The organism is Dellaglioa sp. CoH-56-MRSF-10 (genome assembly GCF_056782175.1).
The window spans coordinates 38,197-62,421 of sequence record NZ_JBXAYF010000007.1; the positions used below are offsets into that span (position 1 = coordinate 38,197).

General features: G+C 34.3%; 22 protein-coding genes and 3 tRNA genes. 4 read left to right on the forward strand and 21 right to left on the reverse strand.

From position 1 onward, the window contains the following. Positions 1 to 9: 9 nt before the first annotated feature. Complete coding sequence (locus AC1RP4_RS06950; RefSeq protein ID WP_481761883.1) at positions 10 to 1,266, reverse strand: C40 family peptidase; 1,257 nt, start codon at positions 1,264 to 1,266, stop codon at positions 10 to 12. A 428-nt stretch (positions 1,267 to 1,694) separates the two neighbouring features. On the opposite strand from AC1RP4_RS06950, the gene AC1RP4_RS06955 reads away from it, so the two are divergent. Further along, positions 1,695 to 2,729, forward strand: a complete 1,035-nt coding sequence (locus tag AC1RP4_RS06955; RefSeq protein ID WP_481761882.1) for an LCP family glycopolymer transferase — start codon at positions 1,695 to 1,697, stop codon at positions 2,727 to 2,729. A 53-nt stretch (positions 2,730 to 2,782) separates the two neighbouring features. Here the strand turns inward: AC1RP4_RS06955 and accA are convergent, their stop codons facing one another. The 12 genes from accA to AC1RP4_RS07015 all read right to left on the reverse strand — a co-directional run bounded on the left by accA (position 2,783) and on the right by AC1RP4_RS07015 (position 15,711). After that, positions 2,783 to 3,547, reverse strand: coding sequence for a carboxyltransferase subunit alpha (gene accA / locus AC1RP4_RS06960; RefSeq protein WP_481761881.1), 765 nt, complete (start codon positions 3,545 to 3,547; stop codon positions 2,783 to 2,785). Between the two features lie 13 nt (positions 3,548 to 3,560). Continuing rightward, entirely contained in the window at positions 3,561 to 4,343 is a 783-nt protein-coding gene (locus tag AC1RP4_RS06965) for an acetyl-CoA carboxylase carboxyltransferase subunit beta (protein WP_481761880.1), read from the reverse strand. A gap of 14 nt (positions 4,344 to 4,357) precedes the next feature. Beyond that, on the reverse strand, positions 4,358 to 5,647 hold the full coding sequence (locus AC1RP4_RS06970) for an acetyl-CoA carboxylase biotin carboxylase subunit (RefSeq protein ID WP_481761879.1): 1,290 nt from the start codon (positions 5,645 to 5,647) through the stop codon (positions 4,358 to 4,360). A gap of 9 nt (positions 5,648 to 5,656) precedes the next feature. Next, positions 5,657 to 6,043, reverse strand: a complete 387-nt coding sequence (locus tag AC1RP4_RS06975; protein ID WP_481761878.1) for an acetyl-CoA carboxylase biotin carboxyl carrier protein — start codon at positions 6,041 to 6,043, stop codon at positions 5,657 to 5,659. Between the two features lie 15 nt (positions 6,044 to 6,058). Next, positions 6,059 to 7,045 carry a beta-ketoacyl-ACP synthase III gene (locus AC1RP4_RS06980; RefSeq protein WP_481761877.1) on the reverse strand — a complete coding sequence of 329 codons (987 nt, stop codon included), beginning with the start codon at positions 7,043 to 7,045 and terminating at the stop codon, positions 6,059 to 6,061. Between the two features lie 179 nt (positions 7,046 to 7,224). After that, positions 7,225 to 7,309 (reverse strand) — tRNA-Leu (locus tag AC1RP4_RS06985). Positions 7,310 to 7,368: 59 nt separating this feature from the next. Further along, positions 7,369 to 7,821, reverse strand: coding sequence for a SprT family protein (locus AC1RP4_RS06990; RefSeq protein WP_481761876.1), 453 nt, complete (start codon positions 7,819 to 7,821; stop codon positions 7,369 to 7,371). Position 7,822: 1 nt separating this feature from the next. Next, a complete protein-coding gene (locus AC1RP4_RS06995) occupies positions 7,823 to 9,997 on the reverse strand; it encodes a Tex family protein (protein WP_481761875.1) in 2,175 nt (724 codons plus the stop codon). Positions 9,998 to 10,094: 97 nt separating this feature from the next. Continuing rightward, complete coding sequence (locus AC1RP4_RS07000) at positions 10,095 to 10,535, reverse strand: hypothetical protein (RefSeq protein WP_481761874.1); 441 nt, start codon at positions 10,533 to 10,535, stop codon at positions 10,095 to 10,097. 15 nt (positions 10,536 to 10,550) lie between these two features. Next, complete coding sequence (locus AC1RP4_RS07005) at positions 10,551 to 13,205, reverse strand: cation-translocating P-type ATPase (protein WP_481761873.1); 2,655 nt, start codon at positions 13,203 to 13,205, stop codon at positions 10,551 to 10,553. Positions 13,206 to 13,407: 202 nt separating this feature from the next. Continuing rightward, complete coding sequence (gene nadE, locus AC1RP4_RS07010; protein ID WP_481761872.1) at positions 13,408 to 14,235, reverse strand: ammonia-dependent NAD(+) synthetase; 828 nt, start codon at positions 14,233 to 14,235, stop codon at positions 13,408 to 13,410. A gap of 12 nt (positions 14,236 to 14,247) precedes the next feature. Next, the gene (locus AC1RP4_RS07015; protein WP_481761871.1) at positions 14,248 to 15,711 is read right to left on the reverse strand and encodes a nicotinate phosphoribosyltransferase; all 1,464 of its coding nucleotides are present in this window, start codon (positions 15,709 to 15,711) and stop codon (positions 14,248 to 14,250) included. A 160-nt stretch (positions 15,712 to 15,871) separates the two neighbouring features. Here AC1RP4_RS07015 and AC1RP4_RS07020 point away from each other — a divergent pair, with 160 nt between their 5' ends. Beyond that, a complete protein-coding gene (locus AC1RP4_RS07020; protein WP_481761870.1) occupies positions 15,872 to 16,618 on the forward strand; it encodes a WecB/TagA/CpsF family glycosyltransferase in 747 nt (248 codons plus the stop codon). Positions 16,619 to 16,659: 41 nt separating this feature from the next. Here the strand turns inward: AC1RP4_RS07020 and AC1RP4_RS07025 are convergent, their stop codons facing one another. The 8 genes from AC1RP4_RS07025 to AC1RP4_RS07060 form a co-directional block, all read right to left on the reverse strand. Next, positions 16,660 to 17,889 carry a NupC/NupG family nucleoside CNT transporter gene (locus AC1RP4_RS07025; RefSeq protein ID WP_481761869.1) on the reverse strand — a complete coding sequence of 410 codons (1,230 nt, stop codon included), beginning with the start codon at positions 17,887 to 17,889 and terminating at the stop codon, positions 16,660 to 16,662. Between the two features lie 154 nt (positions 17,890 to 18,043). After that, on the reverse strand, positions 18,044 to 18,745 hold the full coding sequence (locus AC1RP4_RS07030) for a GntR family transcriptional regulator (RefSeq protein ID WP_481761868.1): 702 nt from the start codon (positions 18,743 to 18,745) through the stop codon (positions 18,044 to 18,046). A 25-nt stretch (positions 18,746 to 18,770) separates the two neighbouring features. Then, positions 18,771 to 19,898: an N-acetylglucosamine-6-phosphate deacetylase gene (gene nagA / locus AC1RP4_RS07035; protein ID WP_481761914.1), complete on the reverse strand. Its 1,128-nt coding sequence runs from the start codon at positions 19,896 to 19,898 to the stop codon at positions 18,771 to 18,773. Positions 19,899 to 19,971: 73 nt separating this feature from the next. Continuing rightward, positions 19,972 to 20,769 carry a pyrroline-5-carboxylate reductase gene (proC, locus tag AC1RP4_RS07040; RefSeq protein WP_481761867.1) on the reverse strand — a complete coding sequence of 266 codons (798 nt, stop codon included), beginning with the start codon at positions 20,767 to 20,769 and terminating at the stop codon, positions 19,972 to 19,974. A gap of 113 nt (positions 20,770 to 20,882) precedes the next feature. Further along, a tRNA-Gln gene (locus AC1RP4_RS07045) sits at positions 20,883 to 20,954 on the reverse strand. A 14-nt stretch (positions 20,955 to 20,968) separates the two neighbouring features. Next, positions 20,969 to 21,052, reverse strand: a tRNA-Tyr gene (locus tag AC1RP4_RS07050). Positions 21,053 to 21,118: 66 nt separating this feature from the next. Continuing rightward, positions 21,119 to 21,943, reverse strand: a complete 825-nt coding sequence (locus AC1RP4_RS07055) for a metallophosphoesterase (protein WP_481761866.1) — start codon at positions 21,941 to 21,943, stop codon at positions 21,119 to 21,121. A 60-nt stretch (positions 21,944 to 22,003) separates the two neighbouring features. Continuing rightward, positions 22,004 to 23,461 carry a peptide MFS transporter gene (locus AC1RP4_RS07060; protein WP_481761865.1) on the reverse strand — a complete coding sequence of 486 codons (1,458 nt, stop codon included), beginning with the start codon at positions 23,459 to 23,461 and terminating at the stop codon, positions 22,004 to 22,006. Positions 23,462 to 23,654: 193 nt separating this feature from the next. On the opposite strand from AC1RP4_RS07060, the gene AC1RP4_RS07065 reads away from it, so the two are divergent. Together AC1RP4_RS07065 and AC1RP4_RS07070 are read left to right on the forward strand one after the other, a co-directional pair. Further along, the gene (locus AC1RP4_RS07065) at positions 23,655 to 23,870 is read left to right on the forward strand and encodes a transposase (protein WP_481761913.1); all 216 of its coding nucleotides are present in this window, start codon (positions 23,655 to 23,657) and stop codon (positions 23,868 to 23,870) included. Between the two features lie 117 nt (positions 23,871 to 23,987). Further along, entirely contained in the window at positions 23,988 to 24,092 is a 105-nt protein-coding gene (locus tag AC1RP4_RS07070; RefSeq protein WP_481762193.1) for a hypothetical protein, read from the forward strand. Positions 24,093 to 24,225 lie beyond the last annotated feature (133 nt).

A 24,225-nucleotide genomic window follows, 5' to 3' on the forward strand; every position in this document is an offset into this window, starting at 1 on the left:
TTTAATTATTTATTTTACTCGACCAGCAAAATCTGGTTTCCAGTAAGCACTCATTGTGCTAATTTTAACATTTTGTCCTTCAGTTGGAGCTTCAGCAAATTGACTTCCACCTAAGTAGATAGCAACATGGTATGATGATCCTTTTGATCCCCAGAAAAGTAAGTCTCCAGGTTGTGCTTGAGAAACTGATTCATAGCTAACTTGTCCTTCTTGAGCAACAGTGTAGCCACCAATAGATTTTCCAGCAGCATGAGCATAAACATAACTAGTAAATCCTGAACAATCAAAACCGCTCAATGATTTTCCGCCCCATACATATGGGATGCTCTTTGTTGTTAATGATCTTGCTAGAGCAGTAATACTACTTGTATCAAGACTTGAAGCACTCACAGCACTTGTTGCTGCTTTTTTACTTGAACTATTTGTAGTTGAAGTTGTGACAGCTTTTTCACTTGAAGCTGAAGTATTTGAGCTTTTTACTGCTTTATTACTTGAAGTATCTGTACTTGCAGCTTCAGTTGCTTTTGATGCAGCTGCATCTGCTGCTGCTGCATCGTTCTTTTCATTTGCTGCTTTAGTTTCTGCTGCTGCTTTTTCAGCAGCTTTTTCTGCTGCTTTTGCTTTATCGATAGATGATTGTGTATCTGATTTTTTTGTATCAATTTGTGCTTTTAATGTATTTGCGTTTGCTTGTTTAACCGCTAGTTCAGCTTGTTTGTTTGTATATTCTTTAACTGTTTTTTGTTGATCTGCAGCCTTTTCATCTAATTCAACTTTAGAAGATTTAACTTCTGCTTTATCAGCTTTTTGTTGTTTAGCAGCTTTTTGACCAGCACCAACTAATGTTGTAACTGTTCCCACACGTTTGAAGGCATCAACAACACTTTTTGAATCTGAAACAAATTCAACCATGCTTGCTGTACTTCCATCAACTTGTAAAGCACGTGTTTGATCAGCTAATTGTGAATCTCTTTGTGAAATTTCAACATTTAATCTGCTGATCTTCTTACCTAATTTGTATTGATCTGATTCAAGTTTTGCAGCTGTATCTTTAGCATCCTTAACTTCAGCTTGAGTTGAAGTAATTTCACTATTAATTGTTGCTAATTTTGCAGCAACTTTAGTGCTCTTGCTATTTAATTTAGCAATCGTGCTTGTTAGTTCAGTTACACTATCTGAAGCGTTAGCTTGTTCTGCAACTGCGCTCATTCCAATAAGTGTAGCTGTCATCATCATTACTTTAGCAATTTTACTATTAATTTTCAAAAGGCACTCTCCTAGTTGATTTCATAATTATTATTTAATTTTAGCGTATTCGTTTTTCTCGACTAGAATAGAATAGCACGGTTCTTAGGTACATACCATTACGGTTAGTTTACATTCGAATTTAATTTACATCTTTTAATTTCAGTATGATTACACAAATGTTACAAAAGGCCATTTCCATTGTTTTTATCCCTCTTATTTGTTGTTAAATAGGCATTTACGAGTTCTATATTAAAATGACAAAAGCGTAATACAATTAGTCGTTTTTCACTGATTTAACATTACTTAATTAATCAAAGTTGTCCTTTTCATTCTTTTACATTTTTTCAATTATTTAATAATACCGTAAGAAAAAATTTTTTTTGCTTTTTATCCCTTTTTTTATCGTATAATCAGCTTAATTAATGTAATGAAAGGTATGAATAAATATGGCTAAAAATAATAACTTGGGAATGCCATCTCCAATAAAAGGCAGTTCTCAAAGCAATAAAAATAAGCATCCAATACTGTGGACACTATTGATAATTATGATTTTAGGTATTGCTTCTGGAGGTGTATATGCCTATTCAGTATTCACACATACTGAAGATACCGTCGCAAAAACTTACAAGAAAACCAAAGCAAAAAAATTAAGAAATGTTTCCAGTATTTTGAGTGAGAAAAAACCTTTTTCAATTCTATTAATGGGGACTGATACTGGCGCACTTGGTCGAAGTGATACAGGACGCACGGATACAATGATCGTTGCAACAGTTAATCCAACAACAAATAAAACTACCTTAACAAGTATTCCTCGTGATACTCAAGTTAAAATTGACGGAAGTGATGAAAGCTCTTCAAAAATAAACAGTGCCTATACCTATGGTGGCAAAGATGGTTCAACATCTGCTGTTAATACTGTTCAAAATTTATTAGATATCCCAATTGATTATTATATGTTAATTAACATGAATGGATTAAAGAAAATTGTTGATACCGTTGGTGGTGTTGATGTCAAACCATTACTTTCATTTAAACTTGAAGGAACTCATTATAAAAAAGGTAAGACAATCCATTTAAACGGCAAACAAGCCTTAGCTTATACGCGAATGCGTCATTCAGATCCACTAGGTGATTATGGCCGTCAAAAACGTCAAAAACAGATTATTACAGCAATTACCGGAAAAGCTAAATCTGTAAATTCACTCGCAAACTACAAAAAATTATTAAAAACAATTGACGGAAACATGGTAACTGATCTTAGTTTTAATGATATGCTCACAGTAGAAACAAACTACAGCGCCGCTACAGAATCAATTCACTCTGATTTCTTGCAAGGAGTAAGTACAGATGTTGATGGTCTTTCATATGAAGTTCCAACATCGACTGAAAAGAAACGCGTCTCAAATGCTATTCGTTCTCAATTAGGTTTAAACAAATCAACACAAGCCTTTACTAGTTTAGAACAGCAACTCTCTAAATAAATAGATATAAAAAAGAAACGGACCTCAATTAAAATTTGAGGTCCGTTTCTTTTTTACCAATTTTCTAAAAACTTTTGGTATTTCATTTCTCTTTGTTCAATAAGTTCATTAGATGATTTAGTCGCTAGGTTCTTCAGCAATTCATTTAGACTACTGTCCATTAGACTTATTGTTGCTGCCTGATTAGTTTCTGGCAATACCACATCAATCAATCCAATATTAAATAACTCAGTAGCCGTCATTGGCAAACTTGTTTCAATCTCATTTGGATTAGTTTTCTTCAAAATAGCACTAACGGCTTCTGGAGATGCTACTGAAAATAAGCTATTTTCAACCATCATAATAGCATTTGCATTTGCTAAAGCCAGTGCACCACCGCTTTGACCTTCACCTAAAAAAATGGCAATATTCGGCACTTGTAATGCACCCATTTTTAAAATCATTTCAGAAATAATATAGCTCTGTCCTGTTTGTTCTGATTTAACGCTGGCATCTGCGCCGGGCATATTAATTAGCGTTACAACAGGTCGCTTAAATTTTTCAGCTTCATTTAGTAATCGCATTGCTTTTCGATACCCACTTGGCTTCACGGCACCAAAATTATAGGCTAAACGTTCTTCTAAATTTACGCCCCGATTAATGCCAATAACTGTCACTGGGCACTTATGAAAAAGTCCAATCCCACCAATAATGGAAGCATCCTCTTCGCCAACTCGATCACCATGATTTTCGAAAAACACATCAAATAGACTAGAAATAATAAATTTAGCACTTAATCTATCATTCGATCGAACTTTTTTTAAAAAATCTGAGTCCATTTTTAATATCCCCTCACACGTGTAATAGTAGTAGCTGACTAAGAATCTGTTTTATGTTTTTCCGATCAATAACCTGATCAACAAATCCATTTTCATATAAACCTTCTGCTGTTTGAAAATTAGCAGGTAGCTTTTCATTTGTCGTCTGTTTAATCACTCTTTCACCAGCAAAGCCAATTTTAGCTTGTTTTTCAGCTAATACAATATCGTTATTTAGTGCAAAGCTAGCACTGACACCACCCATTGTTGGATCCGTCAATAGGGACATGACTAATAACCCTGCATTATCTAGTTTTTGTTTCATGTAAAGAATCGAATTCATTTGTAATAACGAATAAATTCCCTCTTGCATTCTTGCACCACCAGAAGCAGTAACGATTACAAATGGCAGTCGTTTATCTAATGCGACTTGCATCCCTAACTTAATTCTAGTCCCTGCCGTCGTATTCAATGATCCCATCATAAAAAAACTATCCATTACTGCTAAAATCAATGGTTGTTGATCAATGCTACCTTCACCGACAATAACGGCTTCATCAGATGTCGTTGAACGCTTAGCACGTTCCAGTTTTTCTGAGTAACCTGGAAATTGTGCTTTATTTTCTGTTTTATTTGCTACATTTATTACCTCAAAACCGTTTTCATCTGTTAAAATAGCAATTCTCTCCATAGCAGTCAAGCGTTTATAAGTTTGGCATTTAGGACAAATAAAATAAGGTGCCCATTCACTTTCATGTAAATGCGTCCCACAATTTCGGCACTTTTGCCATTGATTTGTCTTTGGATAATGACTCATTACCGCCACCGCCTTTAAATTTTGCTATCAATTGAAATGGTATTTTCAATAAATTCTTGTGATTTTATAATTATTTTTAATTGCGTTAAATTAGTTTCAATTCCTGAAATATAAATTGATTCAAGTGATTTTTGCATTTTTAAAATAGCTAATTCTCTCGTTTCAGCATGACAAATAATTTTTGCTAATAGTCCGTCATAGAAAGCAGAGATGGTGTCACCGACACCATAACCCGTTTCAATTCGAATATCTTTAGGAAAATCAAAACATGTAATTTTAGTTTTCACACTTGGAATTAAGGATAATCGACATTCGATTGCATGTCCATTCATTTCTACATCATTATTCAATACTTCTTTACCTTCAGCAACTAACAACTGTTGTTGAACAACATCCATTTTAACAGTTTCTTCAGTAACACCATGTTCGACTTGCAATCGTGTATTCATTTCTAAAAAATAAAATTGATTATTCGCAAATAAAAATTCTACAGTTCCTAATCCAACGTAATGTAAATTTTTGATTAACTGACGCGTAAAATAGTAGAGTTGGCTTTGTTGCTCACTAGTTAAGACAACTGATGGGCTTTCTTCAATCACTTTTTGTCGGTGATTTTGCAAGCTACAATCCCGATTTCCTAACACTTGAACATGGTGCCCATCACCGATAATTTGCACTTCTATATGCCGCGCGTTTATCAATTTTTTTTCAAGATAAAAACTTCCCTCAGCAAAAGAAGCCTTTGCTTCTTGCTGAACAATCTCAGCGCCAGATAACAAATCAGATTTCCTTTCAACTGCTCTGATACCCTTGCCGCCTCCGCCATGTGAAGCTTTAATTAATAGTGGGAATCCAATTTTATTTGCTTGCTCAATCAATTCTTCGTTAGAAGTAATTAAATCAGATCCAGGAATAACGGGTACCCCTTTCTCAATTGCTAACAAACGAGATTTATCTTTATCTGCTAGTTGCTGGATTAATTCCGCTTCCGGACCAATAAAAGTAATACCACATTCCATACACATTTGTGCAAAATGCGCATCTTCTGATAGAAACCCGTATCCTGGATGAATTGCATCAACATTTAAACTTAATGCTGCCATCAATATACTCTCTCGATTTAAATAAGAATCTTTTGCTAAGGCTGGCCCAATGCAAATTTTTTCATCAGCAAGTTCAACAAATCGACTTTGTGCATCCACTGTTGAATAAATAGCGACCGTTTGTATATTTAATTTTTGGCAAGCGCGAATAATTCGTTCAGCCACTTCTCCACGATTCGCTATTAAAATTTTTCGAAACAAATGACTCACCTATCCATCTATTCTAATTTTAAGTAACTCTTGATCAAATTCGACTAATTCACCATCATCTACTAGTTGTTCAAGTACGATACCTGTCACTGGCGATTGGATATCATTGTATAATTTCATACTTTCAATTTGAGCAATAACCTGCTTTTTAATAATTTTAGTCCCAATTGTTCCCATTTTATCAAAATGAACTAACCCAACAAGTGGGCTTTTAACGATAAAAATGGTGTCACTATCATCTTCTTGTATATTTGTTGCTACTTTTATTTTTTCGGCTGTTTTTTCTTGATCTACAACTACTTTAAAGTCACCATCTTCAATTTCAACATGAGAAAATGGCATTGTCGCAATTTTATCTAATAATTGATTAATTTCATTAAATTTCATTAATTTGCACACACCTTAAATTTTTATTAGTAAACTTCCATATGCTAAGCCAGCTCCAAATCCAGTTAATAAAACTGTACCACCCGTAAACCCTTGTTGAATTGCTTCATTTAGGGCCATTGGAATCCCGGCTGAAGATGTATTTCCGTGATGAATAACACTTGTTGCAAATTTTTCAATTGGCATCCCTAACTCATCAGCAATTGTTTCAATAATTCTTAAATTTGCTTGATGGCAAACAACCAAATCAATATCACTTGTTTTTAACTTATTATCTTTAAGTAATTGTTTCATCTGATTAGGCACAACTGTTGTAGCAAATTCAAACACATCTCGTCCCTCTTGGAAAAATGCATCTATTGTTGGATAATTATCTTCATTAACATCACTTAATGGTTCAATACGTCCACTATGAATAACATCCTTTTTTTGCCCATTTGTTTCTATTTTTTCAGCAATAAAGCTTTCATCCGCTGAATTATTTGAGGCTTCAAGAAGAGCACCACCTGCACCGTCTCCAAAAAATACAGCGCTTGTTCGATCCTTAAAATCCATCATTTTTGAGTTAACTTCTGCACTAATCACAATTGCCCGTTTGTATTGCCCTGTACGTAAAAACTTTTCTGCGGTACTCATAGCAAATATAAATCCCGCACAAGCAGCGCTAATATCGAAAGCAAAGGCGTTCATTGCGCCAATATTTCCTTGAACAATCGCAGCTGTCGATGGTGTTAAGGCGTCTGGCGAAATTGTGGAAATAATAATTAAATCAATATCTGTGGCTTCATACCCAGATTTAAGTAAAAGTTCATTTGCTACTTTTGTACTCAAATCTGATGTATTTTCATCAATTGCATAGTGTCGTGTTTTAATCCCAGTATGCGCCACTATCCATTCATCCGAGGTTGGCATAAATTTAGCTAATTCATTATTTGTCACAATTCGTTCCGGCACAAAATGTGCCATATTTTTTATTTTGACATAATTATTCAATTTACCCATTCTCCCAGTCGTTAAGTTTAATTCATTCTATTTTATCAATAATCGCAAAATTAAGACACCAAAATAATTAACGCTTAATAATTCTTTAATTTCATAATACGCCAGTATGGCAATCTTTCATTAAAAAAAGCACTAAACCCCATAGTAACAAGGTCGAGTGCTTTTAAGTAAAACTATTATGCGAGTAAATGGATTCGAACCATCACGGGATATTATCCCACCAGATCCTTAGTCTGACGCGTCTGCCAATTCCGCCATACTCGCAAGAACAATCATAATTGTAGCAAAAATTGTTCCTTGTTACAAGTCCCATTTAAAATAAATTAGTATTCCATTAAAATTAACTTACTTCGACACTTCGAGCAAACGTAGCGTGACAGGTTAATTTTTCTTTGTCGTTGATACTGTTGTCCACAATTAGAGCATTGATAGTGAATAACTCTTTTCTTTTTAGCCTGTTTTGGACCAAGAGGGGCAAACCGGCTACCACCTACAATTGTCAGTAGCTGTTTGAAATCATGATCACGATGTTGATAACCCTTTTTAGCAATATGCAGATGATAATGACATAATTCATGCTTGATAACACCTATTAAAATATCCTCACCATGTTCCGTCAGCATTTTAGGATTAATTTCAATATTATGGTCATTTAATCGATACCGTCCACCCGTCGTTCGTAGTCTTTTATTAAATGTTGCTTTGTGGATAAATGGCTGCTTAAAAAAAGTTGTGGATAAGTTTTGAACTAAAGCTGTTAATTCAAAATCAGTCATCTTATTTATCCGTTGGTCGTTTCATTGTTAACTGAACGCGATTACGTTTCAAATCAACTTCCATTACCCACACTGTAACTATGTCCCCAACCGCAACCACTTCACTTGGTTTCTTAACGAACTTATCTGTTAATTGTGAAATGTGGACAAGTCCATCTTGTTTAACACCAATATCTACAAACGCACCAAAATCAATTACGTTCCGAACGGTTCCTTGTAATGACATGCCGGGTTCTAAGTCCTCAATTGTTAACACATCGTGTCGTAGTAACGGTGCCGGCATATCGTCACGTAAATCACGGCCTGGTTTTTGTAAACTAGCTAGAATATCTGCTACTGTTTCCACACCACTACCCACAACTTGTGCCAAATTTTCAGCATTTGTCTGTGCTAATTGGTCATTTGTCTCAGTTTTACCCAAATTAGTTATTTTTATCCCCAATTCTTTCAACAAAATCTTTGTTAGTGGATAACTTTCAGGATGAATATCAGTATTATCTAAAATGTTATCCCCAGAAACAATACGTAAAAATCCAATTGCTTGTTCATAAGCTTTTGGTCCTAAGCGTGGTACTTTCTTAAGTTGTTGACGCTTCGTAAATTTACCATTTTCGTCACGATAAGTAACAACATTTTTAGCAATTGTTAAATTTAATCCAGAAATTTTTGTTAATAGCTCTGAACTAGCTGTATTTAAATTAACCCCAACTTTATTCACAGCATCTTCAATCACGACATCTAACTGTGCATCCAATTTTTTTTCAGCAACATCATGTTGATACTGACCGACTCCAACAGATTTAGGATCAATCTTAATTAATTCAGCCAAAGGATCTTGCAATCTACGGCCGATACTAATAGCAGAGCGTTCTTCAACGTGAAGTTCTGGGAATTCATCACGAGCTGCTTGACTAGCTGAATAAACCGATGCCCCAGCCTCATTTACAATGACATAAAAAATTGGCCGTTCGATTTCTTTTAAAATATCTGAAACAAATTGTTCAGATTCTCGACTTGCTGTTCCATTTCCAATTGCAATCATTTCAACTTGGTATTTTTCAAGGAACTGTTTAAATTGTCCAGCAGCTGCGGCACGTTTTTCACCATTTGCAGGTTTATGTGGATAAATTACCAATTTGTCTAAGAATTTACCTGTACCATCCACGATGGCTAACTTACAGCCTGTTCGATAGGCTGGATCAAAACCTAAAACAACTTTCCCTTTTAATGGTGCTTGCATAAGTAAATGGTATAAGTTATCCCCAAACACATTAATAGCTTGTTCTTCAGCAACCTCTGTCATACCTTTACGAATTTCACGCTCAATTGATGGTTTAATAAAGCGTTTATAACTATCTTGATACGCATTTTCAATGATTGGTACAGCGTCACCACTATTTTTCCCAATAATTCTAAAATGCATAAATGTCATAATTGCTTGTTCTGGTACAACAACGGAAGCTTTTAAGATTCCCTCTTTTTCACCACGATTAATTGCCAGTACACGATGCGGAACGACTGATTTTAAAGATTCACTAAACTCATAGTAATCACGATAAATACCTTTTTCGTCTTTTTCTTCAGCTTTAACTTTTGCTTCAAACAAACTATCTTTTTGAGTTACTTTACGAATCCACTCACGATATTCGGCACTTTCACCAAATGCTTCAGCTAAAATTTCATGTACCCCAGCAAAAACGTCTTCTTCAGTTAAAATTTCAGCATCAACATTAATAAATGTGCTTGCTTTCTGATTAATTTCAGCTGCTGTTTGGGGGAATGTCAACAACCATTTGGCAAATGGTTCTAATCCAGCCTCTTTGGCAATAGTGGCCTTAGTACGACGTTTTTGTTTAAAAGGTAAATAATAATCTTCAATCTGTTGCAATTTTTTTGCTAAACTAATTTTATTTTTTAAAGCTTCTGTTAAATTACCTTGTTCTTCAATTATGTGGATAACTTCTGCTTTACGTTTTTCTAAACTCTCAACATGTTTATAAGTTGTCTCAATTTCACGAATTTGAACTTCGTCTAAACTATCTGTTCTTTCTTTTCGATATCGTGCAATAAATGGAACAGTATTTCCTTCATCAAGCATCCCTAAAACTGCGTTAATTTGTTTTTCTCGATACTGATTTAGCTCTTTTAATACTAACGGCATAATGTTTTTTTCCATGATAACGACCTCAATTCGAATATTTTTTGTTCATAAAAAAGAGACTAATAATAGGCGTCAGTACAACCATTCCTAATATCAATCTCTTTAATTAAATTTAACCTAAAATTTGTTGCATGATACGTTGCATCATATCAGTTGTTTGCGTCATTCCTTTATCTTGTTTTTCTTCTGAAGCTTTAAATGCATCAACCTCGACAAGATGTTTCTCAACATTAATACTACTTGTCATCTCATCGCAACCTTCAACAAAAGTACGATAACCACTAATTAATTTTTTATGTTTTCCCAAAACAGGAATGGGTACTTGTAAATCATCTAATTTGCTTAAATTTTCTTGGTAACTTGCTGTACCTTCAACAAATTTTTCTTTAGTAGTTGTGAATTCATCATCTGAAACAATAGAAAAGTCACCTGCAGTAATGGCTTTTTCCATTACTTCGTAATGATCATTTAAAGAATTACCCATTTCTTCAGTTGCTTGCGCAACATCATTTAACGCATTGATATAATAATTTACATTAACTCTTTTTTTCAAGATATAAACTTCCTTTTATTTATTTTTTCTGAATAATCGTTGGCCAAGCTTCACAATTTCAACAATCACAATAATTGAGAATGATCCCGCTAAAACAATACCCCATTGATACATATCTAAATGGCTAACATGGAACATTTTATTTAATCCGGGGATTAAAATAGTTGCTGCGAGCAACGCAAATGATGCCAAAATTGACCAATTAAACGTCACATTTTTAAAGATATTACGGTTGAAGATTGACCCATGGATTGATTTAACATTGAATGCATGGAATAACTGAATTAATCCTAATGTTGCAAAAGCCATTGTTAAAGCATCTGCATGAATTAATTTATCACCCATATGAACAGGATACGTTAAAGCCAACCAATAAACAAATAATGTTATAGCCCCTTCTAAGATACCTTGATAAATAATACTTGGCATCACACCACCAGAGAAGAAGTTTGATTTACGTCCACGTGGTTTTTGATCCATCAATCCTTTTTCAGCAGGTTCTACACCAAGTGCAATTGCGGGAAATGTATCTGTTACCAAGTTAATCCACAAAATATGGACTGGTGCCAAAATACTCCAACCCATCATTGTCATAACAAACAAGGTTAATACTTCACCTAAGTTTGCAGAAAGTAAATATTGAATTGATTTTTGAATATTAGAAAAGACTTTTCGTCCTTCCTTAACAGCAAAAACAATTGTCGCAAAATTATCATCAGCGAGAACCATATCTGAAGCACCTTTAGATACTTCAGTTCCTGTAATACCCATCCCAATTCCAATATCAGCCGATTTCAAAGCTGGCGCATCGTTCACACCATCACCAGTCATAGCAACCACTTGATTCTTTTTCTGCCATGCTTTAACAATTCGCACTTTATGTTCAGGCGATACCCTTGCATATACAGAATATTGTTCAACCTTATTTTCAAATTCTGAGTCTGATAAATCATCTAATTCAGAACCAGAAATAATTGCTTCATGTTGTCCAGCTTCAACAATTCCTAATCGAACTGCAATAGCTTCGGCAGTATCGCGATGATCGCCTGTAATCATCAAAGGACGGATCCCGGCTTTCTTAGCTTCGCTAACTGCAGCAGCAGCTTCTGGTCGCTCTGGATCAATCATTCCAACTAATCCAGCAAAAATCAAATCATTTTCCACAGTTTCTGAATCTAATACCGCTGGAATTGCAGGCATTTCACGATACGCGAATGCTAACACGCGTAATGCTTGCGTTGCCATATCATGATTATTAGTCATAATATAATCTAGCTGTGCATCAGTTATCGGTTTAATTTCGCCATTTTCAATATAACGTGTTACCCGTTTTAATAGTTGATCGGGAGCACCCTTAACAGCAACAAAAAAAGATTTATCCTCATTTTTTTGAATTGTTGACATCAATTTACGTTCTGAATCAAATGGAACTTCAGCAACTCGAGGTTCACTGCTTAATAATGCATCCACATCTAATCCATGATCTAAATGATATTGAATTAGAGCCGTCTCTGTTGGGTCACCAATTAAATTGCCCTCAGATGTTTGTTTTGTGTCATTACTGAAAGACATCACCTGGTATAGTGGACTTTCTAAATTTGTTTCCACCTTATCGGCATCTAATAACTCATTATTTATAAATATTTTTTCAACAGTCATTTGATTTAACGTTAATGTACCCGTCTTATCTGATGCAATAATGTCAGTACTACCAAGTGTTTCAACTGCTGGTAATTTTCTAACAATCGCATTTCTTTTTGCCATCTTTTGTGTTCCAAGTGCTAAAATAATTGTAACAATAGCTGGTAATCCTTCTGGAATTGCAGCTACAGCTAATGAAATCGCAATTAACAACATATCAATGACACTATTATCTCCATTTTGTAGACCAACGAAGAAAACAATAACAGCAATAATTAATATTAAAATAGTTAATGTTTTACCTAATTGGTTAAGATTATCTTGTAGTGGTGTTTTCATTTCATCGGCAGAATTGAGCATTCCTGCAATACGTCCAACTTCAGTGTTCATCCCTGTTCCAACAACGATTCCTTCACCACGCCCATAAGTTACATTACTATTCATAAACGCCATATTATGGCGATCGCCAATACCAGCATCTTCATCATTTAATAAATTTAAACTTTTATCAACAGGTACTGATTCACCAGTTAAAGCAGATTCTTCAATTTTAAGAGAAGCAATCTGTGTTAAACGTAAATCTGCTGGAATAACATCCCCTGCTTCAAGTAAAACAATATCTCCAGGTACTAAATTTTCACTTTTTACAGTTTCAATTTGCCCATTTCGTTTTACATTTGCGTTAGGTGTCGACATTTCTTTTAACGCATTAATTGCCTCTTCAGCCTTAGATTCTTGAAAAACACCGAATACAGCGTTTAAAACAACAACTAACATGATGATAATTGCGTCCACAACTTCACCTGATGATGCCGCAATTAACGCAGCCACAATTAAAACGATTATCATGAAATCTTTAAACTGATCAAAGAATTTTTGTAATATTGTTTTACGTTTACCTTCTGACAACTGATTCAATCCATACTTGTCTGTTCTTTCTTTAACCTCTTGGGTTGTTAACCCTGCCAAATCTGTCTTTTGGCCTGCTAAAACTTCGTCAACTGATTGTGCGTAAATCCTTTTTGTCATAGTAATCCTCCTTATAATAGTTTCACAAAATACAAAAAAAGACCTATGTATGTTGCAGAACTTTAAACATACATAAGTCTCACTATTTAAGGCAATACCAGAAAAAGAACTTTCTTGTTGGTGACATTGCCGCGGATAACCGCCAGTTACTCCCCTATGATTTCTTTAATTATAACTGAAATGAAACAGCTTACGCAACTATTTACTTCCAAAAAGAATCATAAACAGTAATTGGCAGATGTCGTTTGTGTTCTGTCTTTAAATACCAATTTTCAATTTTATCACTAATTTCTTTTGAAACTACCTTTCCTTCAAGATAATCATCAATATTATCGTAAGTAACTCCTAAGGCAACTTCATCAGGTAGCGCTGGACGGTCTTCTTCCAAATCGGCTGTTGGTACTTTTAAATACAGATGTTCCGGCGCATTTAACGAAGCTAACATCTCTCTACCTTGGCGCTTATTCAAACGCCAAAGTGGTGTAATATCAGCACCTCCGTCACCATATTTAGTATAAAATCCAGTAATTGCTTCTGCAGCATGGTCAGTTCCCACAACCGCACCTGACTTTGCCCCGGCAATCCCATATTGAGCAATCATGCGCTGACGAGCTTTGATATTACCTTTATTAAAATCAGAAATTTCAAGATTGTTTGCCATTAAGCTTATTACCATTTCATCGGTAGCACCTTTAATGTCTACACGAACCACTTGATCTGCCTGCATAAATTTTATAGCATCTAATGCATCAGATTCATCGGATTGATTGCCGTATGGTAGTCGAACTGCAATAAATTGATAATTGCTATCACCGGTTTCTTCACGTAACTCACGAATAGCCTGTTGTGCTAAATACCCAGCAAGTGTTGAATCTTGTCCACCAGAAATTCCTAAAACTAAAGATTTTAAAAATGGATGTTTCAATAAATAAGCTTTCATAAAATCAATACTCATACGAATTTCTTCTGCAATATTTACACTTGATTTCACTTTCAAAGTTTCAATAATTTTCTTTTGTAAGTCAGTCAAGATTAACACCCCTTATTTAATATTATTCATATTATTTCTAATTTTTTGGATGATAGCCATCTTATTATCATAAGCTTTTTGTGATAAATCGACAGGGTAATCTTGTGGATTTAATTCACGTTTATATTCTTCCCATAACCCATCTAACTGAATTCTTGAATACTCTCTAATAGCATCCAATTCTGGCTGATTATAAACCAGTTCACCTTCAACAAATATATCTTGTAAAATTGGTCGTGCATTATAGTTAGTTACCAACTTATTAATATAGGTATACTGCTGATGGAACATATAAAGTGAGTCTTGTTTCTGAGGTTCCTCATCCGATAGTGCAATGTAATCTCCTTCAGTTTTACCATCAACTTTATTAGTAATACGCCATACTTGTTTCTTACCTGGTGTTGATACTTTTTCTGCATTATTACTGAGTTTAATTGTATCAACCATTTTACCATCGCCACCTTCAATGGCTACTAATTTATAAACTGCACCTAAGGCGGGTTGATCATAGGCAGTTATTAGTTTAGTTCCAACGCCCCAGACGTCAATTTTAGCTCCTTGCATTTTTAAATTAGTAATTGTTTTTTCATCTAAGTCATTTGAGGCATAAATTTTAGCTTCTGTAAATCCAGCTTCATCTAATTGTTCACGAACGCGTTTCGAAATGTAAGCCATATCCCCACTATCAATTCGTACGCCGGCAAAATTAATCTTATCACCTAACTCTTTAGCAACTTTAATTGCACTTGGCACACCACTTTTTAACGTATCGTATGTATCAACTAAAAAGACACAATCACGATGCGTTGTTCCGTAAGCCATAAAAGCATCATAGTCATCTCTGTATGCTTGAACTAATGAATGCGCATGCGTTCCACTGATAGGAATACCAAATATTTTACCTGCTCGGACATTACTAGTTGCATCAAATCCACCAATATAAGCTGCACGTGTTCCCCAAATAGCTGCATCAAATTCTTGTGCTCGTCTTGTACCAAATTCTAACACACCATCATCTCCGGCTACAGCTTTGATACGAGCTGATTTTGTTGCAATCAATGTTTGATAATTAATGATGTTAAGTAATGCCGTTTCTACTAATTGACAGTCTGCTAAAGGACCTTCTATTTGGACAATGGGTTCGCCGTTAAAAACAACTTCCCCTTCAACAGCTGACCTGATTGTGCCACGAAAATGAAAATCTTTTAAATAGGCAAGAAAATCATCTGGATATCCTGCCACTTCTCTTAAATACGCAATGTCTGTCTCTGAAAATTTTAAATTTTGAATATAATTAATAGCTCGTTCTAAGCCTGCAAAAATCGCATAGCCATTAGAAAATGGTAAATTTCTGAAGAAAACTTCAAATACAGCATTTTGATTATGAATATTTTTTTCCCAGTAAGTTTGGATCATATTAATCTGATAAACGTCCGTATGTAACGTATAGCTATCATCTGGGTAATTTTTTACCATGATGTTTCTCCTTTAAAATGAATGCACTACTAGAATTTTTTCCAGCACACAAATTATAATCTACATTTTACCATTTTTTCCGTAATCCGTCATATTCAATACTTATTTTAAATTTATCTTCTGTTATAATGAGACAAAGTTTAAAAAGTGAGGACATATTATGCCAAATAAATTTAAAAAAACAAAAATATTAGATATCGAATTTATTAATACAACTAATGACGCTTTTTTAACTCAGATAGCGACTGATTCGATAGCTCATCTAAATCGATTTATCGTGACAGCCAACCCAGAAATTGTTCTATTTGCACGACAACACCCAGATTATAAAAAGATTCTTAACCAAGCTGACTACGTTACACCAGATGGTATTGGTATTATCAAAGGCGCAGCAATTTTAGGGACTCCAATGCCCGAACGAATCACTGGCTATGATACTTTAATGAGCCTGCTTAAATGGGCTAATAGTCATCAAAAATCAATATACCTAGTTGGTGCAGCCGAAACGGTCATCCAAAAAGTTGCCAAAACGATTAAGTCTGATTATCCAAACATTAATTTAGTCGGATTTCATAATGGTTATTTCAAAAATGATCAGGATATTGTAAGTAACATTAAAATATCTCAGCCTGATTTTGTTTTTGTTGCAACAGGTTTTCCAAATCAGGAGGAATTTATTCAGCGTAATCGCCAAGTGTCTGATAGTATCTGGATGGGTGTTGGTGGTAGTTTCGACGTTCTAGCGGGTACTGTGAATCGTGCGCCACAATTTTGGCAAAATCATCATATTGAGTGGCTTTATCGTTTATTCCAAGAACCGACTCGTTTTATTCGAATGCTAGCTATTCCACGTTACTTATTACTAATATACAAAGAAAAATTTAGAGGACATAAAAAAAAGAACTAAGAAATTAAAAATTTCTTAGTTCTTTTTTACATATTGTTATATTACCAAACGAAAACGCCAACCATACCCGCTGATAATAATGAAACTAGAATACCAGATAATAGCATGTAACCAACGTTTCTTGCGATAACATCATTTTTTTCTTTATCCACAATTCCTTTGAAACAACCAATAATCATTCCAATTGTTGAAAAGTTTGCAAACGATGTAACAAAAACAGTTAAAACAGCTTTGTAATGAGGTGCAAATGAGTTAATCGTACTTGATACTTGTCCCATAACAACAAATTCATTTGTTACTAATTTTGTACCCATGTAACGTGCTAATTCGAAAGCATCTGAAGGATTGAATCCCATTAACCAAGCAAATGGGAACATAATAATACCTAAAATATTTTCAAGTGATAAATTTGGATTAACTAATCCAAGAATATTATCAATCAAGGCTGCTAAAGCAACGAAAGCAATAACATTTGCTGCAATAATCAAGACTAACTTACCAGCACCCAAAATTGAATCACCCAAGAAAGCGAAAAAGGGTTCTCTTTTATTATCTGATTCAGAAGTTTCTAAATCATTTGAGTTACTACCTGTCATTTCAGCAATAGTATCTTCTTCTTCTGTTACTTCAACTGGATTTAAAATACTTGTTATAATAATAGCATTAATAATATTAATTGGAACAGCTGTTAAGATATATTGACCTGGCATCATTGTTGTATAAGCACCAATGATTGAAGCCGTCACACAGCTCATTGACATCATTGCCAAAGTTAAGTTCCGTTCTGATTTCATTAGTTTCAACTGAAGGCTTGAAACAGCTAATGCTTCAGTATTTCCCAAAAACATCATTTCTACTGAGAAAAATGATTCAAATTTTGGTTGGCCTGTAATTTTTGATAACCCACGGCCAATCCACTTAATAATAAATGGAAGAACGCCAATGTACGTTAAAATATCAAACAATGGCACAATCATAATAACTGGTAATAGAACACTCATGAAAAATCCCATATCAGTTACTTTAGGCATAGCGGGTACCATAAATTGAATACCTTGATATGCGGCCTGCATTAGCCAATTAAACCCATTAGCCGCGCCTTCTACAAGATCACGTCCTAATGAGAATTTTGTTAAGAACCAAGCTAAAAATAAATTAATAACGACCATAATTGCGATTGATTTCCAATTGACTTCTCTCTTTTTCTTGGAAAACGCAAATGCAACTAAAATAAAAATGGCAACACCGAAAATATTAACTAATAAATACATATCTTAAAACCCCTTCAGATAATTTATTTTTTGCTCTTAAATAATATAGCGTTATCTCAAATTGATGTCAATCGAACAGATTTCTCAAAAAAAAAATTACTCTATCTCATCCATTGATATGGTTGAAAGAGAGCAATTAATAATTTCTTAAACTTTATTTTTCTAGATAAAATTCAAAGCGATTCCCTACATATTGTGTCCGAACATATTCAAAAGGTTCACCATTTTTCAAAAAGCTAACTTGACGAAGCCTCAAAATCGCTTCACCACGCTTGATTGATAGATAATCCGCTATGCTTTCAGCAGCTGACATAGCAGACACTGTCTGTTGTGCCCCTCCCAATGTTAAATTGGCTTTTTCTTCCAATGTTCGATATAAAGAGCTCGTAATTTCAGTTTTACTATAACCCTCAACTAATTTATTAGGAACCGTAGCAACTTCAAAACAAATCGGTAAACCATCAGCATAACGAATTCGTTCCATTCGTAAGACTAGTTCGCCATCGATCAATTGTAACTTTTCAATTTCACTTAATGAAGGCGTTGTAACATGATAAGTGATCGTCTTACTTGAAGCCACTTTTCCCTGTTCAGCCATTAGGTCAGTAAAACTAGTCACACCTGACATCTTTTCTTGAACCTTCTTACGAGCAACGTAGGTTCCATCACCAACATGACGTTCTAGAATACCTTCATCTACCAAGGTTTGAATTGCCTGTCTAAGCGTCATTCTGCTGACACCAAATACAACAGCAAGTTCACGTTCAGCCGGAATACGATTGCCAACTTCCCATTCACCAGATTCAATTGTTTTTTTCATTTCATTATGAATTTGAATATATATGGGAGATCCCATTAACAATTACCTTCCTAACCTTTTATTAAAATTTACGTCCAAAGCTATATGTGCTTTCTAGTTGCATGTTAGCATCAAATAAGTTCATATCAGCATCTTTTCCGATTTCAATAGCACCTTTTGATGTTAAATTGAATTCCCTAGCTTGATTGACAGAACTCATCAATACAGCTTCTTCGATACCACAACCAGTAAATTTCATAATATTTTTAAATGCATCTTGATATTGTAAAACAGAGCCTGCTAAATTACCAGATTCTAATCTTGCTTGTTTGTCTTTAACAATAACTTTTTGCCCGCCAAGTTCGCTTAAGCCTTCAGGCATTCCTTTAGCACGCATCGAGTCAGTAATTAATTCAATACGTTTAGGTCCTTTTAAATCATAGGCTAGTTTAATCATATCTGGCACAATATGAAAACCATCAGCAATAATTTCTGTATAAATATTATCCTCTAAAAATGCATGTCCAGTTACACCTGGTTCACGATGCTTAAATTCGCGTTGTGCATTGTATAAATGAGTGACATGACTTGCTCGAGAATGTTTCATTTCTTCGCGAGTAGCGTTACTATGGCCCACTGAAGGTACGATACCATTCTTGATACAATACTCTTCAAATTCAGGTGACGTTTTATGTTCCGGTGCATAAGTCACTAATTTGATCATATGTCCTGATAATTCATTCCATTTATCAAATAACTTTGTATCAGGTGCCTCAATATATTTTTCAGGCTGTGCGCCTTTAAAAACAGGAGAAATAAATGGTCCTTCAAGATGAATTCCTTGAATAACAGGGTTCACTTCAGCGGCTTTTTTGATACCAACCATAGCATTAGCAATATTTTCATGTGATTGGGTCATTGTCGTTGCGAAATAAGTCGTAACACCTTCGTGAATCATATCGGTAACCATTTCATTAATTTGTTTAGAATCACCATCCATAGCATCAAAACTATATCCACCATGGCTGTGAACGTCAATAAATCCAGGAACAATAATTTTCCCTTCTACATCTCTAACCTCATCAGAGGCTAAAGCTTTGTATTCGCTCATTGGCCCCATTGCACTAATTTGTTTATCAAATCGAATATATGCATCTTCAATTTTTTCTGAACCCGTGTAGATAACTGCATGTTTTAAAACAATACTCATCTTATCCGCCATCCCTTCAATTTATAAACTTAGTATAATCGGTATAGACCAAAAAAACAAGGTCATATCAAATTTAGTTTTTGTCTTTAGCCACAGTTGCATCAACTGCTTTAATAATAGAATTCATAAATCCAGCCTCTTCCATTGCAAGCAATCCAGCAATAGTTGTGCCACCCGGAGATGAAACCTCATCAATTAATTTCCATGGCACTTCATCAGTAGCTAAGACCTTTTTTGCACTGCCTAGTACAGCTTGAGCAGCAATCTTAGTTGCTTTATCTTTTGGTAAGCCATATTTAACGCCTGCACGTGCAAGCGTATCAATAAATAAGTAAATAAATGCTGGTGAGCTACCAGCAAGAGCAACAAACGTGCTAAAATCGCGTTCAGCAATCTCCATCGTTTCACCAATAGTATCAAATAAATCAGTACCTTGTTTCATTTGTTTATCTGTCAAAATATCATTACCGACTAACGCAGTCATACTTTCGGAAACCGTTGCGTTAACATTTGGCATTGTTCTTAAAATACCAACTGAATGATTATCTAATTCTAATTCAATTTCAGAGATTGAAACACCTGATACAATAGAAATTAGCATAGGTTTGTATTCCTTCACTGACTCTTTAATTTCTGCTAAAACCATACCTAAGACAATTGGTTTAACAGCAAGAAAAACAACGTCAGCCTCACTAACCACCTGAGCATTGCTACCTAACGCTGTAAAGCCATTAGCTTCAGCATAAGGTACATAGCTGGACTCTCTTGCACTGTGTACCAAAATTTCTTTTGGCGCGATAAATTCTGCTTCTACTAAACCTTCAATAATTGCTCGAGCCATATTACCAGCTCCAATAAATCCAATTTTCATAGTTTCCTCATTTCAATTATTATATTTAATTACTATCTCCATCATACCGCAAAAAAAAATAAAATAACAAATAAAACAAAAAAGCAGATACCTAAGTATCTGCTTTTAGCTAGTTGGGTTAGATGGATTCGAACCATCGCATGACAGGATCAAAACCTGTTGCCTTACCGCTTGGCTATAACCCAATATTATAAAATAATGGTGGAAGAGAGTGGATTCGAACCACCGAACCCGAAGGAGCGGATTTACAGTCCGCCGCGTTTAGCCTCTTCGCTACTCTTCCATATCAGCTTTATCCGACTTAACTATCATACAAATAAATGGATTAAAAATCAAGCTTTTTTTTCAATTATTTTAAATTAATTATTTGTAACGTAAATTTCCACTCATCGAAGAACGTATTTTTCGTCCATTCGTTATATTTTTTCCGCCCATATCCCACTGGCTTCGTATAATACGTCGTTTCATTAATTTGAATAGGATCATGTTTGATATGGAGGTGCCCAAATAAAACTTTTTCTACTTTATAGTATTCTAACAGATCTCCCATCTTTTGACTACCTAACATGCCGTTTGCAACGTTCCAGAAACGATTATCATTATTAATTTTAATATACAATTCATTAGGTACAAAATGAGTCATAAATATTATTTTTTTATTTAATTGTTTCGCATCACTCAATAATTTTTCAGTTTGTCTTAAACTTAATTTAAATCTCTCGACATCTGGCATTGGTTGAACAATTTTACGATCGATCCAATAGTTTGTTTTCCAATGTAGCATTTCTTTATCAGACCGTTTTAGCTGTTTTGAGTAACTGTAATCGTACCATCCATTATTACCTATAATACGCCATTCAGTGCCGGAGATATCCAAATATTGATTATGGAGATAAGAATCATTCACTACACTTTCTAGCTCATCAAATGTTATATTTTTAACCATGTCATGGTTACCTGCAATAAATAAGACAACAATTTTATTATTTAACTTTCTTTTCAGTCTAATAATATAATCAATCGTTTTATTAAAATCATTAAATAAATCTCCTGTAATAAGATAATACTCAATATTTTTCGCTAATAGATAATTTACTTGTTCATCAATAATTATATCCACATCAACTTTATTAATATCAAAGTGATTATCACTACTAGTTGCAATAATTGTCATGTTTCCCTCCAAAAAAAGATATGTTAATTAAAATTAACATATCTTTCATTAAAAATCTATTTAATTAACGCCTTCCATTAATTTATGAATTCTTGGAATAAAGAAACTCAACATAATACCAAAGGCAACAGTAATTCCACCAACTACAGCAAAGTACATTGATTCAGTAGCGGGTGTGTATAACCGAACAATTTGTGAATTCAATGCTTGAGCAACAGCATCACTCAAGAACCAAACACTCATCATTTGAGATTGAAAACTTTTTGGTGCAAGTTTAGTAGTAATTGATAAGCCAACTGGAGAAACCAAAACTTCACCAAGCATAACCATCATCCAACTTGCAACTAACCATAATGGGCCAACTTTAGTATCTGTTCCAAAAAGAACACCAGGGAGCATCATCCAAAGGAAAGATGCTCCAGCAAATACTAGACCAATTGAAAATTTAGCTGGAGAACTAGGTTGTTTCGATCCTAATTTAACCCATAACCAAGCAAATATTGGAACATAGATTAATATGAATAACGGATTCATACTTTGAAAGAAACTAGCTGGGAAAGTGAACCCAAAAGCACTTAACTGCGTTCTAGTTGACGCAAACATTGCTAAAACAACTGAACCTTGTTCTTCAATTGACCAGAATAAGATACTGGCAATAAATAACGGAATATACGCTGTAAGTCTTGATCGTTCAATTTTTGTTGTTTTCTTACTTGTTAACATCATTGTAAAGTAATAGACAGGGATGATAACTGCAAGAATTGTGATTAAAAGAATGACATTCGTAATATTTAATGATTTAAATAGGAACATGATAACTAAAATTAAAGCTAAAGCTATAACACCGATTGAAGATTTTTTAAGAATAGTTGATAATTCGTTAGGTTGAATAGGGTCATTAGGATATAAACTATCTTTTGTTAAATATTTTCTTCCGTCAAAGTAATATTGAACTAAGCCGAAAAACATCCCAATAGCTGCTAATGAGAATCCAACGTGGTAATTATATTCTTGACCAACCCATCCAACTAGCAACGGTGCAATCAAAGCACCAATATTAATCCCAGATACAAAGATACTGAAACCAGAATCACGTCTTGGATCCTTACTATTGTATAATCCACCAACCATTTCAGAAACATTAGGTTTTAACAACCCTGTTCCCAATACGATTAACGCGATAGATATGAATAAAGCAACTGATTTAAAGGGTGTTGCAAGAACAATATGTCCTAGCATTATTAGTATTCCACCAATAAACACTGTTTTTCTACTACCCCAAAGGCGATCACTAACGAAACCTCCAATGACACCTGATAAATAAATTAATGATCCATAAATGGACATAATTGACATGGCTGTAGCTTGATTATAACCAAGCCCATCCACTTCTGAAATCATATAGTATAAAAGAATTGCTCGCATTCCGTAATAACTGAATCGCTCCCACATTTCTGTAAAAAATAGTGTTGATAATCCTCTAGGATGACCAAAAAAGGCCGTATCTTTATTTTTCATGGACTTCCTCCGATATAAATCTAGTATATGTATTTTAATGCATTACACATTATACAATGTATATATATCAATAGTCAAATCAAATTTTTACTTATATCTCATCATTTACTACTTGTTTTATCATTTAACGTCTTTCTAATATGTGAAAAATTTTATATCCATTATTAAGTAATAGTGTAACAAAAAATGCTCTATAGTATCTGCTATTTTTGCTAGAACAATCTATCAAGTGACTAAGTATTTTATCCGGTTCATTTTAGAAGCACGCGAAAACGTTAAAGTAATCGTTACTTATATAAACTATACGTATCCCAAGTTTACGAGAACTTTGTTATTCCCGAACGCCATAGTTGTTTACGATCAATTTCACATTTACAATGCACTTATGCATGCATTTAATAAAACTTGAATTCAATTTTTTAAAAAAATTGTTTACTCATTTTAATTTAACATGAAGACTATGTGAAAAACGCTATTAACTATCCTTATTCTAATAGCCTACTTGAAGGAAGGGACTAACAATAAATTGAAAATTATTAAACGTAATGCCTACGGATTTAGTGATTTTAGGAACCGTGTTTCCTTTGTAATGAGAAATAAAACTATAAAAAAAGGTGTTGTCACTTTGTGACAACACCTTTTTTTATATTCAGCAACGGTCGTAAAATTTTATTGTTTTATTTTTAATAGCATGGCAACGTCCTACCCTCGCAGGGGGCGACCCCCAACTACTCTTGGCGCTAAGAAGCTTAACTTCTGTGTTC

What these genes read in the sequence shown, in the direction of transcription:
- AC1RP4_RS07025 (WP_481761869.1), bottom strand. Translation starts at nt 17,889, where the DNA reads ATGTATTTATTAGTTAATATTTTCGGTGTTGCCATTTTTATTTTAGTT.
- AC1RP4_RS06965 (WP_481761880.1), bottom strand. Translation starts at nt 4,343, where the DNA reads ATGAGTCATTATCCAAAGACAAATCAATGGCAAAAGTGCCGAAATTGT.
- AC1RP4_RS06995 (WP_481761875.1), bottom strand. Translation starts at nt 9,997, where the DNA reads ATGGAAAAAAACATTATGCCGTTAGTATTAAAAGAGCTAAATCAGTAT.
- accA (WP_481761881.1), bottom strand. Translation starts at nt 3,547, where the DNA reads ATGGACTCAGATTTTTTAAAAAAAGTTCGATCGAATGATAGATTAAGT.
- AC1RP4_RS07060 (WP_481761865.1), bottom strand. Translation starts at nt 23,461, where the DNA reads ATGAAAAATAAAGATACGGCCTTTTTTGGTCATCCTAGAGGATTATCA.
- nagA (WP_481761914.1), bottom strand. Translation starts at nt 19,898, where the DNA reads ATGAGTATTGTTTTAAAACATGCAGTTATCTACACGGGTTCAGAAAAA.
- AC1RP4_RS07015 (WP_481761871.1), bottom strand. Translation starts at nt 15,711, where the DNA reads ATGGTAAAAAATTACCCAGATGATAGCTATACGTTACATACGGACGTT.
- AC1RP4_RS06990 (WP_481761876.1), bottom strand. Translation starts at nt 7,821, where the DNA reads ATGACTGATTTTGAATTAACAGCTTTAGTTCAAAACTTATCCACAACT.
- AC1RP4_RS07020 (WP_481761870.1), top strand. Translation starts at nt 15,872, where the DNA reads ATGCCAAATAAATTTAAAAAAACAAAAATATTAGATATCGAATTTATT.
- AC1RP4_RS06980 (WP_481761877.1), bottom strand. Translation starts at nt 7,045, where the DNA reads ATGGGTAAATTGAATAATTATGTCAAAATAAAAAATATGGCACATTTT.
- proC (WP_481761867.1), bottom strand. Translation starts at nt 20,769, where the DNA reads ATGAAAATTGGATTTATTGGAGCTGGTAATATGGCTCGAGCAATTATT.
- AC1RP4_RS07030 (WP_481761868.1), bottom strand. Translation starts at nt 18,745, where the DNA reads ATGGGATCTCCCATATATATTCAAATTCATAATGAAATGAAAAAAACA.
- AC1RP4_RS07055 (WP_481761866.1), bottom strand. Translation starts at nt 21,943, where the DNA reads ATGACAATTATTGCAACTAGTAGTGATAATCACTTTGATATTAATAAA.
- AC1RP4_RS06975 (WP_481761878.1), bottom strand. Translation starts at nt 6,043, where the DNA reads ATGAAATTTAATGAAATTAATCAATTATTAGATAAAATTGCGACAATG.
- AC1RP4_RS06955 (WP_481761882.1), top strand. Translation starts at nt 1,695, where the DNA reads ATGGCTAAAAATAATAACTTGGGAATGCCATCTCCAATAAAAGGCAGT.
- AC1RP4_RS07005 (WP_481761873.1), bottom strand. Translation starts at nt 13,205, where the DNA reads ATGACAAAAAGGATTTACGCACAATCAGTTGACGAAGTTTTAGCAGGC.